This window comes from Nocardia sp. NPDC005825 (assembly GCF_040630175.1).
GTDB lineage: Bacteria > Actinomycetota > Actinomycetes > Mycobacteriales > Mycobacteriaceae > Nocardia.
In genome coordinates this window covers 1-17449 of the sequence record NZ_JBEXXC010000019.1, presented here as the reverse complement: position 1 = coordinate 17449, position 17449 = coordinate 1, and the positions used below count along the sequence as shown (strand labels likewise).

The following is a 17449-nucleotide window of genomic DNA, read 5'->3' as shown; positions in this document are numbered from 1 at the left end:
GCCGGGTCGGTTCGTCGCGAACCGACCCGGTGAATCCTCCGAATTCCGGTGCGGCCGACAGGGTTCGTTTTTCGGCCAATCGGCTGATGTCGCCCCCGGATCCCGCGGTCTGTGACTACGTTTTGCGACAGCAACGAGTGGTCCTGTGCGCGCGGCCGGAGGAATCTTGGAGACCACGTATCGCCTGTCCCTGCACAGGTTCGCCATCACCGAGCTGACGGCGAACGGGTTGGATACCGACTGGTTGCTTCGAGAGGCCGGTATCCCGCACTGGTCCATGGACGACGGGGACATCCAGGTCCCCAGCTCCGCCTACGCGCGCCTGTGGGAGGTGGCCGCGCGCGCCCTCGACGATCCGCTGGTCCCCGCCCGGGTGGGCTGCCGGTTCACCCTCGGCGCGGGCGGGCTGTGCGACTACCTGTTCTCCACCTCGGCCACCATCGGGGAGGGCCTGGCCACCGTCGGGCCGTTCATCAGCGATATCAGCACCAACCATCGGCTGTCCTGCACCGAGGAGGACAACGGTGACATCACCTTCGGCTTCGAGATCATCGAGGGCGACGACACCGCCCGCGACCTGACCCACCTGTGGGCGGTCGGCTCCCTGCTCGGGCGGCCCCGCCGGGTCGCGGCGGGGCCGTTCGACGCGGTCCGCGTGCGATTACGCCAGCGGGCCCCGCGCAACCACACCGATCTGCACGACCTGGTCGGCACCCGGGCCATCGAGTTCGGGGCGTCGGAGGACTCCATCACCTTCCGCGCCGCCGATATGGACGTACCGCTCACCACCGCGGACCCGGTACTGCACGCCATCCTCGAGAAGGTCGCCGCCACCGTCCCGCCGCCGCCCCCGCTGGCCAGCGCGTGGGTCGACCAGGTGTCCGAGGCGCTCGCCGAAGCACTCGTCGCCGGGGACGCCTCACTCGCCACCGTCGCGCGCCGACTCATGGTGAGCCGCAGAACCTTACAGCGCAGGCTCACCGAGGCGGGCACCACCTGGCGGCAGGAACTCGACCGTGCCCGGCTGGAACGACTACGCCGCGCCGACACCACCGGGAAGCACCTGGGCCGGGCCAGACAGGCCGAGATCCTGGGTTACTCGGGCCCGCAGTCGATTCGGCGCGCCGCGCGCCGCTGGGAGTCGATCGCCGAACGCCGCGTCTCCGACGGGGCCGTGCCGGCGGGGCGCTCCTGACGGGTACCGCGATCAGTGGCAGCCGCACTGCGGCCGTGTGGGGCGCACCGAGCTCGGTTCGGGCCGCGATCAGCGTGGGCCGCACCACGATCAACGCCCTGGGCCGTCGCCGAAGCGCGTGCGGGTCGGGTGGCGGGGAGCTCGGCCGTCGTCGCGGACCGCGTAGAGGCCCGCGAAGCGCGGATTCGCCTGCGGCATGGGCATATCCAGCAGTGCCGGGTCCAGTATCAGCGCCGTGCGGGGCGCCTCGAACATGAGGTCGCGGACGCCGAGCACCACCGCGATGCCCTCGTAGACCGGGTCGGCGGCGACCGTCGTCTCGGCCCGTTTGATGGGCTGACGCATCTGGACCGCGTCGCGTTGCATGCTGACCAGCGCCCCGATGTCGTGCTCGAGCGCGAACCGCCGGATTTCGACGGGCAGCATGGAATCGTCACGCACCAGCTCGATCTCGTCGCCGCGGGTTTCGATGGTGTGGCGGGCCAACGAGCAGGACCGCTCGGCGAACCGGATGGCCACCTCGAACGCCTGCCGGACCGTGGGCTGACTCATGACCGCGCGTTCGACCGCGCCGATCTGCGGGGGATGGCAGGTGAGCCCCGCCATCAGGCCGAACCCCGCCTCGTCGCCGATGCCGTGCACGATATTGCGCAGCACCGCCACGTGCTGGGTGAAGGTGATCTCGGTGCCGGGGTGGGCGAGCTGTACGTCGCGGATGCCGGTGTGCCGCAGGATCGATGCGATCGACAGGCCGCGGCCCAGCGCGAAATCCACCAGTAGCGCGGTACTGAAGATCGGGCGCATTCGATACCGACGCTGGGCCGGCCTGAGATTGATCACCGGTGTTGCCTCTGGTCCTCGGGATTGCCACCGCCGCCCGGCGGACGCACGTGGCGCGGCGGAACGGTTGGAGGTCTCCGGGTACACCCGCGGCGCGGCCGGTGCGCCCGGATCCCGCTTCCAGCTTCGTGAATCGCGGGCAACACGGCCAGCCCCGATTGCGCCAAGGCTCCGCTGATTGCGCCATCCTGTGCCGAAGGGCCTGGCGCGAATGTCCGAAGTTGGCACTCGCGGGCCGGAAATCGATCCTCGTCGGGGCTGGTGCCGGGAGTGATGCGGATGCGGCGGTGGGGGAGCGGCGCGGTGCACCGGGGTGTCGCCGGGACGCGCGGAGTTGTCCCAATACCAACGTCTCGTGACCGGAAGCGCACTGGCGAAACAACTCCGGCAACCTTACAGTTATTTCAACGCACGGTGATCGATGAACCCCCGACGGACAGCCGAGAAGACCGCGGGTAGGTATCGAAACCTGTTGCGGCATCCCCACGTTCACCCCTCGCGGCGGTCGAGTCGTGTCCATCGCCGCGTCACAGCCGATTCGAATTGAGGCCGTCATGTCCGCGCCCGAAATCCCGGTCAGTGTGCCCGAACTGGATACTCTGCCCCCTCCGGGGCATCCCATTCTCGCTCTGCCGGTGCGTATTTCGCGCTACGGGAGCCGCTTGGAAAGCCTGATTCTGGACTGGGCGGACAGCTATTGTCTGGTAGAGACGACCCGGCAGCGGCAACGGCTCGCGGGTACCCGGCTAGGCGAACTCATCGCTCGCACTTTCCCTTTCGTTCGCGAGGACCGCCTGGAACCACTGGCGGGCTGGTTCACCTGGGCCTTCGTCATCGACGACTGGTACGACGGTCCGGGCGGCAAGGTAGGCGACGGTCACGGCCGGGCGCTCGCCCAGGTGCTCGACGCGCTCCCCGTGGACGGCCGCCACGGCATCGAGCATCCCGGCGCACTCTTCCGGCAACTCGCGGCGGTGTGGGAGCGGATGGCCGGGGTCCAGAGTGTGCAGTGGCGGCTGGGTTTCGTCGATTGCATGGCCGCCTTCATGGAGTCCTTCCCTTACGAGGCGATCAATCGCCGCGCCGAAGCCGTCCCCGGCGTGGTGTCCTACGCCCAGTTGCGCCGCCAGTCCGGCGGCATCACCCCCTGCCTCTACCTGCTGGAATATGCGGCGGGCCGGGAGGTTCCGGGCATGATCCGGCGCAGCGACCCGTTCCAGCGCATGTTCAAGTGCGCCGCCGACGTGGTGGTGTGGGTCAACGATGTGATGTCGCTGCGCAAGGAGCTCGCCATCGGCGAGGTCACCAACGGGGTGCTCGCCCTCGCCGCCGAACAACGCTGCGGATTACCGGACGCCGTCGCCGCGGCCTACCGGAGGGTCGGACGGATGATCGACGAATTCCACTGTGCCGAAGTCGAACTCGCGACCTTGTGTGCCGACTGGCGAGGGCTCACCGCCGAGGATCATCGGGCCGTGCGACTGTGCGTCGACGGCATGAAGTACTGGATGCGCGGCAATCTCGACTGGTCGATGCGCTCGGAACGCTATCTCCAGGCCGACGTCACCCGCCTGGGCACCTCACCCGCGCTGCTCGCCGCCGACTGACCGCACACATTCCTCGTACCCACCTGCCGTTGCCACCAGGAGGTCGATCATGGCTGTCTCGTCCCTGGGCGCGTCCGCCGCCCGCACCCTCGTCCCCACCGCCCCCGGCGCGCTCCCGCTCCTGGGCCACAGCATCTCCCTGCTCCGCGACCCCCTCACCCTGCTGCTCGGGCTCCCCGCGTACGGCGACCTGGTCCGCCTGCGCATCGGCAGCGGCGACGTCTACGCCGTCTGCACCCCCGAACTGACCCACGAATTGCTGCACGACCCCCGCACATTCGACAAAGGCGGCTTCTTCTTCGACCGCCTGCGCGAGCTGACCGGCAACAATGTCGCCTCCTGCCCGCACGCCGAGCACGCCGCCCACCGCCGTCGCGTCCAGCCCATCTTCCGCAAGGACCGCATGCCCGGCTACGGGCGCACCATCGTCGATCAGGCCGACACCGTCCTCGGCGCCTGGCGTCACGACCGCACGATCGACGCCTTCCCCGACATGCTCCGCATCGGTGCGGGCTGCGCGGCTGCCCTCGTCTTCGGCGCGGGATTCACCCCGGATGCCCTGGAACGCACCATCTCCGACATCACCCTGTACGTCAAAGGCATCTTCACCCGCATGTTCCTGCCCCCGGCGCTGGCCCGGATCCCGCTGCCCGCCAACCGCCGCTACCAGGCCGTCCGCGCCCGCCTGCGTCACGCCGTCTCCGACATGATCGACCGCAACCGCACCGCGGGCGGTGCGATCGGCGGCGACCTCCTGACCGCCCTCCTCGAATCCGCCCCGGCCACACCCGATTCCCGCGCCGACCTCGTCGACGAGCTGATCCTCATGCTCATGGCGGGCACCGAATCCACCGCCACCACCCTCGCCTGGACCCTGCACGAACTCTCCCGCGATTCCGCCCTGCAACAGCGGATGCAGGCCGAGATCGACACTGTCGTCGGCGCGGACGCCCCCACCCACGCCCACATCCGACACCTTCACCTGACCGCCCGCGTCCTCACCGAAACCCTGCGCAAGTACCCCGCCGCCTGGATCCTCAGCCGCGTCACCACGAAGCCCACCGTCTTGGGCGGCCATCCCATCCCCGCGGGCGCGCCCATCATCTTCAGCCCCTACCTCCAGCACCACCGCCCCGACATCTACCCCGAACCCGACCGCTTCGACCCGGACCGCTGGCTTCCCGAGAACCAGCACCCCGCCATGCGAAAAGCCTTGATCCCCTTCGGCGGCGGCACCCGCAAGTGCGCGGGCGACAGTTTCGCCATGAGCGAGGCGAGCCTGGTCCTCGCCTCGATCATGAGCCGCTGGACCGTGGAACCGGTGCCGCACAACACGGTCCGGTTGGCCGCCTACGGAGCCCTGCAACCGGAGAGCCTGTACCTCCGGACGGTCGCGCGCTGATCGGCGCGCCCGGGCTCACTTGGGCGCGATGGCCTGTGCGGGGAAGTCGCGGTCGGGAGTGACGCTGTGCCCGTCGGATCCGAGGGTCAACGTCACCACGGACGGGCCGCCCGACGGGCAGCAGTTCGCGTCGTTCCCGGACAGCCAGCGGTACTGCACCTGCACCGTGCGATCGGAGGATCCGACCACGCTCGTGTAGGAGGTGGACCGCTTGGTCGCCGTGCCCAGATAGCCGTCGTGGTTGAACAGCATCACGTGCCAGGGCGAACTGGCGGTGCCGTGCGGCGTCCCGGCCCGCACCCACAGCAGTGCCGGGCAGGAGCCGACGGCCGCGTCGGTGCCGCTCTCGGCATAGAACCCGTCCCCGCCCACACCGCCGCCGAGCGTGCCGAGCGCCTGCGTGACCACCGGCGACGTCAGGCTGACGCACCGGCCGTTGGCAGCGGTGGCGGGCGCGGTGTCCGCCGGGGGCCGCGAATTCCCCTGGGACTGTGTCGGATTCCCTTGCGACTGTGTCGGATTCTCCGGCGACTGCGCGGGGACCGTAGCCGGCGCGGATCCCGCCGCGCTGACGGTGGTGGCGGGCGTCTGCGGCCCACCGCTGGGCGTCGTCACCCCGTCCTGGCAGCCGGCCACCGACAGGCTCACGGCGGCGGCCGCCGCGACGATTCCGATGATTCGTTTCACGGGAAGTCCTTTCACATGAGAACCCCGGGCCTCGGGCCCGGGGTTCCTCGGTCGATCGCCTGTTCCGCGACCGCGAAATCGCTCAGAAGCAGTACGGGAACTTGCACGAGTGCGGATCGTTCGGCCCGAAGATCGCCGCGATCAAACCGTTGATCACCACGTCTGCGGCCCCGGACCCGGTGCTGATCGCCACGTCCTGGACACCCGCGACCGCTTCGGGCTGTGCGGCCTGGGCCGTCGCGGTCGCGGGCGCGCCGATCAGCACGCCCGCCGCGAGAACCACCAGAGACTTTCGAATCATGTTCCTACCCTTTCGCCGACGTACCGTCGACAGTAGGAATCGGCGTGCGTGGCGTCCATCGGACGAATGCCCTATTTCTTGGTTCTCAGGCGTGTTCGGTCGACAAGGTGTGCTCGGTGACGAAATCGGCGATGGCGTCGTGCATCTGGCGCAGGCCGGGCTCCTCGATCGGGTAGTGGCCCGCGTCCTCCAGCATGACCGTCGAGACCGGGACCCGGGTGATGCGGGACAGCACGAGTTCGCTGAGGTGAACCGGCGACCAGGGATCGCGAGCGGGCTGGGTCAGCAGGACCGGGCAGGCGTCGAAGTCCTCGGGCTCCACCGCCGGGGCGTAGCCGCCGTAACTGGCCAGGAATCGCATCGACACCCAGTTGCCCGCCGAGGTGGCGTCGCGGGTCATCGCCCGCAGCGCCTGCGGATCGTTCACCAGCGCAGACATTTTCGAGGCCAGTGTCATCGGGTAGCGCAGCCGCCCGGCCGGGGTGCGCGCGGCCAGGCTCAGCAGCGGAAAGCCGAGCCGTGAGGTCACGATGTCGTGGGCCGTCTCATCGCGCACCTGCCGAATCCGCTGGTCCAGGAACGTCATTCCGACGATTCCGCGCAACGTGCCCTTCGGGGCCCGGGCCGCGACGTGATAGGTGAGCATGCCGCCCGCGCTCAACCCGTAGAGCACGATCGGCCGATCGTCGCGGGACTGTTCGTAGGCCAGGAAGTCCACCACCAACTCGACCCAGTCCTCGTAGGTCGGCGTGAACCCGGGCCGCACCCGGGTCAGGCCGTAGCCGAGGTTGTCCAGCGCGACCGTCTCGAATCCGCGCCGGGCCAGGGGAGCGCCCAGGATCAGGCTCATCTGGCGGCCATTGGTCCCGACGCCGTGATGCAGCACGACCTTGGCGGGCGCTGACGGATTCGCGTACCGGTCCAGATGGACGGCGTTGCCTCGCCAGTCCCAGAACTCCTCGTCGGGCGCGGAATCCTCGTCGAGCCGCAGCGATTGCGGCAGGTACTGCTGGAGTTCTCGCCAGGCCCGCTGGTCACGGTAGTAGAGGGGCTTGTCCATGGTCACCTCATAAGATGCAACAACGTTGTACAACAGCGTTGTGTGACACTATTGCGCAGGTAGGAATCCGGCAAGAGCGAAATGGTGTGAGATGCCCATCGAAGTGGACGGCGATGACCGTCGCCGTCGGATCGGCGACGCGGGCCTGCGGGTGGTGCGCGAGCGCGGCGTCGCCGCCCTGACCGTGCGCGCCGTCGCCGCCGAACTCGGCGGCTCCACCAGCCTGGTCACCAACTATGTGCGCGACCGCACCGAACTACTCGGCCTGACCATGGACAGCGTGCTGCGACACTGGGACGCCGAGGCCGAATCCCTCACCGGCAAAGGCGGATTGGCCGAACTGGCCGCCTGGGCCGTCGACTGGTACACCGGCGACGGCCCGACCGTCGTCACCGTCCTGCTGTCCATCCTGACCGCCGACCGCCCCGACCCCGAACGCCTGGCCACCGTCCGCCGCGAGCTGGAGATCCTGCACACCCAACTCCGCGCCGCAGCCCACGCCGAGCGCACCCCCGACCCCGCCCAGGCCGCCGACCTGCTCTATCTGATCACCCGCGGCGCGATGATCACCAGCGTCGAGGACCCCGCCCGCTGGCCCCTCGACCGCCTCACCCGCGCCGCCACCCACCTGGCCGAACTACTACGCGCCCAACCGGACTCGGCGGAATAGCCGATCCCATCGCCGCATCATGGCCGGATAGACGATCAGCAGGCGGAAGGGTTCGATGACGGCCAGATACAGCCGGCCCAGCAGGCCATTCGGTTTGACCAGCACCGTCATTCGCATCTCGTATCCGTCGGCGGTCGCGACCCAGCCGAAGTGCGCGATTCCGTGCACGGTCCGGTTCGCCAGTTCGAAGGCCGCTTCGTCGTCGAGTTCGTACACGACGGTGAAGGGTGCACTACTGGGGTTCGGCTCGACCGGCGTCCGGCGCAGGTCCTCGGGCAGTCGCTCCCGCAGTGACCGGACCCTGGTGCCCAGGCCAGAATCCGGCTTGTCCCAGCCCAGTATCGCGCCGAGCTTCCAGCGCGCCGCGAACAGGAATCGAACCAGCGGTGATGCGTCCGAGGGGCCATCGCCCGAGTCGAAAGCGGCGAGGACGGCGGGGAAATCGGCCGGCCCGGCGCCCGGTGCACTGAAGGCCCAGACGTCCTGCACGTGGAAGTCGGGTGCGATCTCGTGGATCCGCCAGGGGCGTCCGAGGTGCTCGCTGCGGGGGAGTCGACGGGACATGCGGTCCTCCTGGGGTTATACGGCTACGTATAATGCAAGGTTAAGTCCGTTATACGGTTCCGTACAACACTGAAGTGGGGTGGATCACGGCATGGGTGCGCTGCGCACACCACGGGAGAAATGGATCGACGCGGGGCTGCACGCGTTGGCGGCGGGAGGTGTCGACGCGGTGCGGGTCGAGGTGGTCGCGAAGGCGCTCGGGGTGACCAAAGGCGGGTTCTACGGCTACTTCACCGATCGAGAGGCGCTGCTGACCGCCATGCTCGAGACCTGGGAACGCGAGGCGGTCGACAATGTGCTCGAGGAAATCGAGAAGGCGGGCGGTGATCCACTCGATCGGGCCACGCTGGCCGGTCGCCTGACCTTCTCCACCGACCGATTGCTTCCCATCGACCTCGCCATCCGAGACTGGGCCCGCCGCGACCCCGCCGTCGCCGAACGCCTACGGCGCGTGGACAACCGGCGCATGGACCTGCTCCGCGCCGCGATCGGCACCGTCTGCTCCGACCCCGACGAGGTCGAGGCGCGCAGCTTGCTCGCCTTCTGCGCGGCGATCGGCAGTCACTTCCTCGCCGCCGACCATCTCGGTCGCACGCGTGAGCAGGTCATCGCTCGCGCGGGTGACGTGATCCTGAAGCGCCACCACTGATTTCGGGGCTATTGCCGGGCCAGTGCGGCGGTGAGGCGGCCGCGGGGTGGGAGGTAGCCGCCGCGTGGCGCGTTCGCCGAATTGAAGCGGACTCCGCGGGGGCGGGACGGGGTGGGGGAGAACGGAGAGAGGATCGTCGCCCAACCGTCGAACTGGTCGCGCTCGGGCGGGGTCGCGTAGGCGGTCGACGCGGGCGCCAGCGGGCCGAGCAGGGGATTCGCGGGGATCAGGCGCGATTCCACCGCGGCCGCGAGAGCCAACTGCAGGAGGGCTCTTTCGGCTCCCGCGGCCAGATCGGCCGCATCGGTCGCCGGGTCCAGCCAATAGGAGGCCCGCAACCGGTCGGCGGTCAACTCGGCCGCAGCCACGCCACGGAATCGGCGCGCCAGCGAGTCCACCTGGGTTCGCATGTCCCGCAGCCGCGTCGCGCCGACCATCGCGACCGTATCCGCGCGGGTCAGCCAGAACATCAGCACCGACTCGACCGTGACCACCGGATCGGGGATCTGATCGAGCGGTGCCATCGGTTACTCCTGATCATCGCGGTCGTCCGGATGCCGTCGTCCGGACCGTGCTACGACCGGGCAATCGATCGTCCCGGGATTCTCGCAACCGGAACCGCGTTCCATGACCGAATTCAGACAATTGACCAGTTCTGTCGGTAGTCGATGACCACTGAGCGGGACTGCGCTGTGTGGAATCGGAAGTTCGTGGTTCAGCACAAAGGATTTCGTCAGCCGACCCTGCGAGACGCAGTCGAGTTCGCCGGAGCCCGCGGCAGCGCAGTGTCGCTGCCGCGGGCTTCTGGCATGTCGGGCGGTCCGCACGCTACCGGGTCAGCGTGGGGCCGGGACGTCGACGATCAGTTCGGCCGGGGTCGGGTTGGTGCTCACCTGGACGGCGACGCGGCCCGAGCCGTCGAGGGTGAAAAAGGCCGCGTGCCAGCCGTAGTGGCCGTCGTACCGGGTGGTCCGGGTCTCGGTATTGCTGACACCGGTGTCCAGGTTGCGCATGGTGACGGTGGTGGAGACCTCGCAGGCGCCCGCCGGCCCGGCTGACAACGAGGTGATGGGATCGGTGTCGGGGGTGAAGTTCACCGATACCCGGGCCTTGCTGTCGATGAAGTCCGCGAACTCACCCGCCTGCTGGCCCTGATCGGCCGACACCTCGGCACTCACCTTGCCCGTGCACCCTGCGTTGCTGACCTGGGCGACATCGAAGTCGAGTGGATCTGCCGACGCGGATCCGGCCGGGATCACGAACACCGCGATCGGCAGGATCGGCGCTGCCGCGATCTTGAACAGAACTCGCATCATTGCTCCAGTCCTTCCGTTCATAACGTCGGGATGTGGCAACAGCTTGGCAAAGCGACTATCCACGGTACGCGCCGCCCGCTGGAGGTCCGATCCGGGCACCGTCACCGGCCCGCCCGGTTCAGCGCACCTGACGGCCTACCGCATTCAGATGGCCGAGAGCCTGCGCGTAGGACGTGAACAGTGAGGTCTCCGCGTACGGAATGGCGTACTCCGCGCAGAAGTCTCGCACCATGGGCTGCGCGTCGCGCAGGGCCGAGCGCGGCATGGAGGGGAACAGGTGGTGCTCGATCTGGTAGTTGAGGCCGCCGAGCGCGAGATCGACCAGGGCGCCACCGCGGACATTGCGGGAGGTGAGGACCTGGCGACGCAGGAAATCGGTGTTGTCGCCCTCGGGGAGGACCGGCATGCCCTTGTGATTGGGGGCGAACGTGCAGCCCATGTAGAAGCCGAACAGGCCCTGATGGACGGCGATGAAGACCAGTGCCTTGACCGGCGACAACACCAGGAACACCGCCGGCACATAGAGGACGGCGTGCGCGGCCAGGAACGCGCCCTCGCGGACCTTGTGCCGGATCGGCCAGGTCAGGATCGCTCGCACACTCGAGAAGTGCAGGCTGCCCGCCTCCAACAGCAGCATCGGGAAGAACAGCCACGCCTGATAGCGGAAGATGAAGCGCCGCCAGCCTTTTCCGGTGACCGCTCGGTCCGCGGAGTGGGCCAGAATGCCGGCGACATCCGGATCATCACCCTCGGTGTTGGGGTGCGCGTGATGGCGATTGTGGTTGCTCGTCCACCAGCCGATGCTCACCCCGGTCGCCAGATTGCCGACGAACAGGCCGAACCAATGATTGGCCCGCCGGGTCCGGAAGACCTGCCGGTGCCCGGCGTCGTGGCCGAGGAACGCGACCTGCGCGAACGCGACCGCCAGGAACACCGCCGTCCCCAACTGCCACCAGGAGTCGCCGACGGCCACGAACGCCGCCCAGCCCAGCGCGAAAACCCCAACGGTGAGACCGGTTTTCCACCCGTAGTACCGCAGTCGCCGTTCCAGCAGGCCCGCCTGCCGCACGCGCCGCATCAGGGCCGCGTAGTCGCTGCCCCGCGAGGGGAAGTCGCCGTCGCGGGCGAGCGTGGGTGCGGGCGTCACCGGGGCGAGGGTCTGGTCCCGCTCCGCCGGGCGGCGTCGTTCCGTGAGGATTACCAAGGGTTCTGCACATCCTGCTGTCGTGGTGCGTGGCGGACCCGCGTACCCGGCACCAGGGTGCCGCGCCGCGGCCACCATCAGATGAACGAACGTGCGAGGCGGCGACACAACTGCATGACGGTTTCGCGACCGCCAGGTGGTCTTCGGCGCCGGAGCCGATCCGGATGTGACAGTACTGTCGCCGTGATCCGCGCTCCGAAACGGGTTCCTGTGCGGTCGCTTTCGAGTATTTTCGCAACACATTCTAGTTTCGCGGCCCGGGCGGGACGAGACTTGTGTGGCGGAAGGGCTGATCATGGCTGCTACGGACTACATCGTCATCGGCTCCGGCAGCGCCGGGGCCATCATCGCGCGCCGGCTCGCCGACACCGGAGCCACGGTCACCCTGTTCGAGGCGGGCCGCTCCGACCACTCCCGGCTCATGCGCAAACCCGGCATGATCGGCCCGATGCACAGCGTGCCCCAGCTCAAGAAGCTCATCGACTGGGGGCACTACACGGTCGAACAGAAGCACGCGCTGGGCCGCAGGATCCCGCAGACCCACGGCAAGGTGGTCGGCGGCTCCAGCTCGGTCAACGGCATGGTGTTCGTGCGCGGCAACCGGCGCAACTTCGACGACTGGGCCGCCGAGGGCAACACCGGCTGGTCCTATGCGGACGTGCTGCCCAGCTTTCGCAGATTCGAGTCCTTCGAGGACGGCGCCAACGAGTTCCGCGGCGACTCGGGCCCGATCAAGGTGATCCGGGCCCGCGACCTGACCCCCGCCTCCGAATCGTTCATGCAGGCCTTCACCGAGACCACCGACCTGCCGCTCAACCCCGACTACAACGGCGCGGAACAGGAAGGCGTCTCGATCCTGCAGCAGAGCAACAGCGACGGCCTGCGCTCCAGCACCTCGGTCGGCTACCTCGACGACCGGCCGAAAACCCTGACCGTGCTGGCGAATACGCAGGTCCTGCGGATCGTGATCGACAACGGCCGGGCCGTCGGCGTGGAATACCGCACCGGCAAGGGCACCGAGATCCTGCACGCCGACCGCGAGATCATTGTCAGCGCGGGCACTTTCGGCTCACCCCACCTGCTCATGCTGTCCGGCATCGGCCCCGCCGACCACCTGCGCGCCTTCGGCATCGACGTGGCCGCCGACCTCCCCGTCGGCGACAACCTGCACGACCACCTGTTCGTCCCCATGTCCTTCGCCATGCCCACCGCCCTGCGCCGCTCCTCCCCGGCCTACTTCGCCCGCGCCTTCGTCCGGGAATCGTTGCGCAACAACACCACCTGGCTGGCCCGCAGCGTCTTCGAAGCCGTCGCGTTCCTGCGCACCCCCTACACCACCGGCATCCCCGACCTGCAACTCCACGTCCTCCCCTGGAGCTATCCCGGCCCCAACCAGGACGCCCCCACCCGCCACATCCCCGACCCCCGCCAATCCCTCACGATCATGGTCACCATGATCTACCCGCGCAGCCGCGGCACCCTCCGCCTCACCTCCGCCGACCCCACCGCCGCCCCCGCCATCGACCCCAACTACCTGGCCGACCAGAACGACCTCGACACCCTCGCCTACGGCATGGACCTGACCCGAGAAGTCATGTCCGCCAAATCCATCACCCCCGCCGTGGACACCGAAATCTCCCCCGGCCCCACCTACCCCACCCGCGCCGACCTCGCCGCCGAGATCCCCAACCGCGCCACCACCGTCTACCACCCCGTAGGCACCTGCCGCATGGGCACCGACCCCCGCGCCGTGGTCGACCCCACCCTCCGAGTCCGCGGCATCGACAACCTCCGAGTAGCCGACGCCTCCATCATGCCCAGCATCGTCGGCGGCAACACCAACGCCGCCACCATGATGATCGGCGAACACGCCGCCTCGATCATCCTGCGCTGAGCGGCTATCGACCGCGCCGCCGCATCCGGTCGATCAGCGACCGGCCCGACAGCTCCTTGTCGACCGCCAGCAGATACGAGACGGGCGACTCACGGTGTGCGGCCCGCCGGGCCTTTCGCCGGTCCGCCACATAGGACCCGACCGCGAGCGCGGCCCCGCCGACAACGGTGGCCGGAGTCCCGGTAGCGATACCGACCCCGAGTAGCCCGCCCGCCGTGGTCTTACCGACGTCGACCTTGATCCCGAGCAGCCCGATGCCGGAATCGACGCCCAGCGCGCGCAGCGCGCGACGGAGCTCGTCCAGTTGTGGCTTGGTCTTGCCGTTGTAGACGCTCTGCAGATGTTTCTCCGCGGCCACCGGATCCTTCAGGGCGGCAATGGTCTCCAGTTCGTCGGACAACGACGCGACATGAGCGCGGAAAGCTGACAGCTCGCCGCCGTAGCGTTCCCGGAAGGAGATCAGGGTGCTCAGTGGAACCGCCTCGAGATGGTCGGGCCGGATGGATGCCTCGACCGCGAGATGGATGTACGCGCCCTCGACGTCACCGATCGCGGGCACCTCCACGTCCTCGTCGAGCAGCAGTTCGTACAGGCGGTCCAGAGTGCCGACGGCGCTGTGGGCGTCCACATCGTCGGTGGCCGGGGCCAGCGCGCGATGCCGCGACACCACGTCGGCCAGAGCGGTCAGATAGATCCGCGCGAGCGCGGGATGCAACCCGACATAGACGGCCTCGTCCTCGTCGACGACAACGGCCAGATCCGCCGCCTCGAACGAACTGAGCAGCGGCGCAGCCATCTTCGGCCCGGTCTGCCCCGCGTGCACCCACCGCAGACCCGGGTAGTCGGCGCGCGGCCCCGATACCGCTCGCGTGCCGGAGGCCTCCTCGACCGCCTGCTGCCAGGAGAACCGCTTGCGCAGATCGTCACCACCCAAGTCCACGATCTCCCGGAACACGTCCGCGATGGCCACGAGCTCGCGCGGTGAAGGCTCTACTCCGAATAGGAAGTCCGTCTCCGCCCGCAACTGCGTCACCAGGTCGGAATCCACGTCCATGGTGAGCCGCGGCTGAATCCGTCCGACCGAGTCCCAGGTCAAGATGGCGAGCTTGAGCCAGTTCTCGTTCCGGAAGCGCATCCACGGGTAGTACAGGGCGATAGTCGACACGTGTTCCAGCATGCCACCAAGGGATCTGGCGGAGTCGCAATCCTGTTGCGGCATAGGCGGTTCAGTACGCACGTGGCGCTGTTACGAAAGGGCTCGGCAGAGCGATTAGGTCCACAGTGCGGGAGGAGCCCGCCGACCCCGGGGGAGGGGACATGGTTGATCCGGTACTCGTCGGCTTGGTGGTGGGACTGATCCAGAAGGCTGCCGAGATCGGGATGGAGCGGTTCTTCGGCGCTCCGGCCGCTCCCGCGGCGCCTGCGATCGTCGCGCCGAAACCTGCCATACGTCGGCACGACTACAGCGACGGGTGCGGGGCGCTCAGTGATGTCGATATCAGTGTCGCCCACCACTTGTCGGGGACTCGGCGGGCGCCGACGTTCTTGATCGTCGAGAAGTTCAACCGGAGCGGTGACGGGTTCGTAGTGCCGATGCTGCAGGGGGAGACCGCGTACCTGACGCTGTCGCGTGACCACTACTCGATCGTCGCGCTGATCGTCGATCTCCCTCGCAAACGCGGTGGGAAGCCGACGCTGCGCGGGCTTGGTACCACCAGCGAGTTCATCGCCTCCAATACCGCCACGACCCTGCATGTCGCGACAAAGCACCCCACCGAGAAGATGGTCCGTAAGGTCGGACTGCTGGCCTCCGACGGAACCCTGCCGTTCCTGCTGCCGCCGCCACCCGCGCCGAAGGCGGTGCCCGCGGCTCCGGGGTTCCCGCTCGCTCTCCCGGCGGCATCCGGCAACCAGCCGTTCTTCCCACTGACGGGCGACCGATTCCGCTGCAACCTGTGCAGGGCGAAGTTCTCGACCTCCTCGGCCCTGGCCACCCACAAGCGCAGGTCGCACGCCACCGCCTGGGAGCGCGTCGTCGACTGGTTCGACGATCTGTGAATCGAAACATCTGGATTTCGGATTATTCGTGATCGAACCTCGGGGCTCCCGTCGCGCGGTTACAGTGGGCGTTTCGATTCGGATCGGTGAAGAGGTACACGGGTAGTGAAGAGTTCGGCTCGGTTGCGGCTGGTCGCGGCATCCACGGTCTGCGGGACCGCCGCGGTGCTCGCCACGATGGCGCCCCCGGCCACGGCGGAGACGCCCGACGGCAAGTCGCTCGTGACGATCGGCGATTCCTTCTCCGCCAACGGCCAGATCCTCGACCTGCTGAACGCGGGCGGCGACCCGGACTGCAAACACGTCCCCACCTCGTGGCCGACCCAGCTGACCCAGCGTCTCGGCCTGTCCGCGGACGACGTCGAGGACACCTCGTGTCAGGGCGGCACCATCGACACCTCCGGCTGGACCCTGGTCCACCAGGTCAAACGCGCAGCCTCCGACAACGCCTTCGGCCCCCGCACCCGGGCCGTCACCATCCAGCTCGGCATGAACGACGCCTGGGGAACCGACAACCCCGTCGCCCTGTCCCACGCCTACTCCTGCCTGATCGACCTGAGCGACGGCTGCGGCATCGAAGCCGCTGCCGAGGGCCGCGCCCCCGACCCGGCCACCATCACCGGCCAGGCCTACGCCGACCGCGTCCGGAAGGCCGTCGAGTACATCCGCTACTACGCCCCGAACGCCCAGATCATCTTCGTCGGCTACCCGGAGATCCACACCCCCGGCCAAACCTCGGCCTGCACCGGCATCCTCGGCATCGACGCCGTCCAGCCCCGAGCCGGCGCCATCACCGAATTCCTCGACCACATGGACACCGCCCAACGCGAAGCCGCCGCGATCCTGAAGGTCACCTTCCTCGACTCCCGAGCCGTCACCGCCGGCCACGGCGCCTGCACTCCCGACGCCTGGGTAGCCGGCGCCTTCGACCCCCGCACCGAACTCCTCGGTTTCCCCTGGCACCCCACCGCCCACGGCGACACGATCCTCGCCTCCACCCTGCAACAGAAAATCACGCAGGGCTGATCAAGCTGAAGCGCCAGGATTCGAACCTGGATCGGCGGAGTCAGGATCCGCCATGCTGCCTTTACACCACGCTTCATCGAGAGTTGGTGTGCCCGGGAGGATTCGAACCTCCGGCCACCTGCTTCGTAGACAGGTGCTCTTTCCGCTGAGCTACGGGCACGTGAACCCCGCGCGGATGTCGGCGTTGACATCTGGTCTGCGCTGAGGTGCGCGGGGTGTGAAAAGAGGGGTTTACTTGGAGTGGCCTGAATAGTGGAAGAACTCAGGCGTTGCTACGGATCCGGCGGACGGCGGATACGTGGGGTGCGCGCCGGGGCCGGGCGCGGCGGGTGGTCCAGCTCTGCTGGTGAATCAGTGGCTGTCGTGCCATTCCGGTGCCCTCCTCTACGGTCGCGTCGTGTTTGTCGAGACGACGGTAGCAGCGCGAATCCTGGTGGGAAACCGAATTATTGACGCTGACGGGCCCTCGGGTCGGTGGAGTGGGCCTGACCAGCGGTGGACGAGGTTGGGGTGCCGGGAGGCATCAGAATCTGTCGGTGGGTCGCCGTAAGGTTGCGTGTATGAGCATTTCGATGCGCCGGGCCGGAGGTCCGGATGAATTCAGTTGCGTGGCAGGTGGTTCGGATAGCACTGTGTTCGGCGTCAGCGATTCGCGTGCAGGGTCATGGGGAGTGGCCCTCCGGGGGGAAGGAATGAATGTCATGAACCGCAATGTGGTTCGCGGGGAGCGTCGGGGTCCGAGGTTCGCCAAGAGCAGTTTCAGTTACGGTGGGGGCGATTGCGTCGAGGTCGCTTTCCACGAAGATCAGATCGCGGTGCGTGATTCCAAGGATCGGCACAGCCCGACTTTGTGGTTCACGAAATCGGAATGGCGCGCCTTCACCTCGGGTGTGCGCGCCGGCGAATTCGATTTCGGCGAGTGACGTGTTGGTGGTGTCGCAGCGAATTCGCTGCGACAACCCCCCCCCCCCCCGAC

18 protein-coding genes and 2 tRNA genes are annotated in these 17449 nt (G+C 68.2%); 9 read left to right on the top strand and 11 right to left on the bottom strand.

Annotated features, from left to right (window positions below; all coding sequences use genetic code 11):
• Positions 1-166: 166 nt before the first annotated feature.
• Positions 167-1195 (top strand): AraC family transcriptional regulator ligand-binding domain-containing protein, encoded by a 1029-nt coding sequence (locus ABZ382_RS32805; RefSeq protein ID WP_357097189.1) that lies wholly within the window; start codon positions 167-169, stop codon positions 1193-1195.
• A 90-nt stretch (positions 1196-1285) separates the two neighbouring features.
• Here ABZ382_RS32805 and ABZ382_RS32800 read toward each other — a convergent pair whose 3' ends face one another.
• Positions 1286-1999, bottom strand: coding sequence for an AraC family transcriptional regulator ligand-binding domain-containing protein (locus ABZ382_RS32800; protein WP_357097187.1), 714 nt, complete (start codon positions 1997-1999; stop codon positions 1286-1288).
• 590 nt (positions 2000-2589) lie between these two features.
• On the opposite strand from ABZ382_RS32800, the gene ABZ382_RS32795 reads away from it, so the two are divergent.
• A complete protein-coding gene (locus tag ABZ382_RS32795; RefSeq protein WP_357097185.1) occupies positions 2590-3642 on the top strand; it encodes a terpene synthase family protein in 1053 nt (350 codons plus the stop codon).
• Between the two features lie 49 nt (positions 3643-3691).
• A complete protein-coding gene (locus ABZ382_RS32790) occupies positions 3692-5044 on the top strand; it encodes a cytochrome P450 (RefSeq protein WP_357097183.1) in 1353 nt (450 codons plus the stop codon).
• Between the two features lie 15 nt (positions 5045-5059).
• On the opposite strand, the gene ABZ382_RS32785 is transcribed toward ABZ382_RS32790, so the two are convergent.
• From ABZ382_RS32785 to ABZ382_RS32775, 3 genes are all read right to left on the bottom strand, one after another.
• The gene (locus ABZ382_RS32785; protein WP_357097181.1) at positions 5060-5731 is read right to left on the bottom strand and encodes an LppP/LprE family lipoprotein; all 672 of its coding nucleotides are present in this window, start codon (positions 5729-5731) and stop codon (positions 5060-5062) included.
• A gap of 82 nt (positions 5732-5813) precedes the next feature.
• Positions 5814-6032, bottom strand: a complete 219-nt coding sequence (locus tag ABZ382_RS32780) for a hypothetical protein (protein WP_357097179.1) — start codon at positions 6030-6032, stop codon at positions 5814-5816.
• Positions 6033-6117: 85 nt separating this feature from the next.
• Positions 6118-7092 carry an alpha/beta fold hydrolase gene (locus ABZ382_RS32775; RefSeq protein ID WP_357097177.1) on the bottom strand — a complete coding sequence of 325 codons (975 nt, stop codon included), beginning with the start codon at positions 7090-7092 and terminating at the stop codon, positions 6118-6120.
• A 91-nt stretch (positions 7093-7183) separates the two neighbouring features.
• Here ABZ382_RS32775 and ABZ382_RS32770 point away from each other — a divergent pair, with 91 nt between their 5' ends.
• Positions 7184-7762, top strand: coding sequence for a TetR/AcrR family transcriptional regulator (locus ABZ382_RS32770; protein WP_357097175.1), 579 nt, complete (start codon positions 7184-7186; stop codon positions 7760-7762).
• On the opposite strand, the gene ABZ382_RS32765 is transcribed toward ABZ382_RS32770, so the two are convergent.
• The gene (locus ABZ382_RS32765; protein ID WP_357097173.1) at positions 7733-8326 is read right to left on the bottom strand and encodes a DUF2867 domain-containing protein; all 594 of its coding nucleotides are present in this window, start codon (positions 8324-8326) and stop codon (positions 7733-7735) included. The two genes, ABZ382_RS32770 and ABZ382_RS32765, sit on opposite strands and share 30 nt — an antisense overlap.
• 91 nt (positions 8327-8417) lie before the next feature.
• On the opposite strand from ABZ382_RS32765, the gene ABZ382_RS32760 reads away from it, so the two are divergent.
• Positions 8418-8975 carry a TetR/AcrR family transcriptional regulator gene (locus ABZ382_RS32760; RefSeq protein ID WP_357097171.1) on the top strand — a complete coding sequence of 186 codons (558 nt, stop codon included), beginning with the start codon at positions 8418-8420 and terminating at the stop codon, positions 8973-8975.
• Positions 8976-8983: 8 nt separating this feature from the next.
• Here the strand turns inward: ABZ382_RS32760 and ABZ382_RS32755 are convergent, their stop codons facing one another.
• The 3 genes from ABZ382_RS32755 to ABZ382_RS32745 form a co-directional block, all read right to left on the bottom strand.
• The gene (locus tag ABZ382_RS32755; RefSeq protein WP_357097169.1) at positions 8984-9499 is read right to left on the bottom strand and encodes a hypothetical protein; all 516 of its coding nucleotides are present in this window, start codon (positions 9497-9499) and stop codon (positions 8984-8986) included.
• Between the two features lie 312 nt (positions 9500-9811).
• Positions 9812-10291 (bottom strand): hypothetical protein, encoded by a 480-nt coding sequence (locus ABZ382_RS32750; protein ID WP_357097167.1) that lies wholly within the window; start codon positions 10289-10291, stop codon positions 9812-9814.
• A gap of 118 nt (positions 10292-10409) precedes the next feature.
• The gene (locus ABZ382_RS32745) at positions 10410-11438 is read right to left on the bottom strand and encodes an acyl-CoA desaturase (RefSeq protein ID WP_357097165.1); all 1029 of its coding nucleotides are present in this window, start codon (positions 11436-11438) and stop codon (positions 10410-10412) included.
• Between the two features lie 352 nt (positions 11439-11790).
• On the opposite strand from ABZ382_RS32745, the gene ABZ382_RS32740 reads away from it, so the two are divergent.
• A complete protein-coding gene (locus ABZ382_RS32740; RefSeq protein ID WP_357097163.1) occupies positions 11791-13389 on the top strand; it encodes an FAD-dependent oxidoreductase in 1599 nt (532 codons plus the stop codon).
• Positions 13390-13393: 4 nt separating this feature from the next.
• Here ABZ382_RS32740 and ABZ382_RS32735 read toward each other — a convergent pair whose 3' ends face one another.
• On the bottom strand, positions 13394-14554 hold the full coding sequence (locus tag ABZ382_RS32735; RefSeq protein WP_357097162.1) for a DUF6236 family protein: 1161 nt from the start codon (positions 14552-14554) through the stop codon (positions 13394-13396).
• A 116-nt stretch (positions 14555-14670) separates the two neighbouring features.
• Between ABZ382_RS32735 and ABZ382_RS32730 the strand changes: the two genes are divergently transcribed.
• Complete coding sequence (locus ABZ382_RS32730; RefSeq protein WP_357097160.1) at positions 14671-15447, top strand: hypothetical protein; 777 nt, start codon at positions 14671-14673, stop codon at positions 15445-15447.
• 105 nt (positions 15448-15552) lie between these two features.
• Complete coding sequence (locus ABZ382_RS32725; RefSeq protein WP_357097158.1) at positions 15553-16473, top strand: SGNH/GDSL hydrolase family protein; 921 nt, start codon at positions 15553-15555, stop codon at positions 16471-16473.
• A gap of 5 nt (positions 16474-16478) precedes the next feature.
• Here ABZ382_RS32725 and ABZ382_RS32720 read toward each other — a convergent pair.
• A tRNA-Gln gene (locus ABZ382_RS32720) sits at positions 16479-16549 on the bottom strand.
• An 8-nt stretch (positions 16550-16557) separates the two neighbouring features.
• Positions 16558-16633: transfer RNA gene (locus ABZ382_RS32715), tRNA-Arg, on the bottom strand.
• A gap of 400 nt (positions 16634-17033) precedes the next feature.
• Here ABZ382_RS32715 and ABZ382_RS32710 point away from each other — a divergent pair.
• The gene (locus ABZ382_RS32710) at positions 17034-17396 is read left to right on the top strand and encodes a DUF397 domain-containing protein (RefSeq protein ID WP_357097156.1); all 363 of its coding nucleotides are present in this window, start codon (positions 17034-17036) and stop codon (positions 17394-17396) included.
• Positions 17397-17449: the final 53 nt, after the last annotated feature.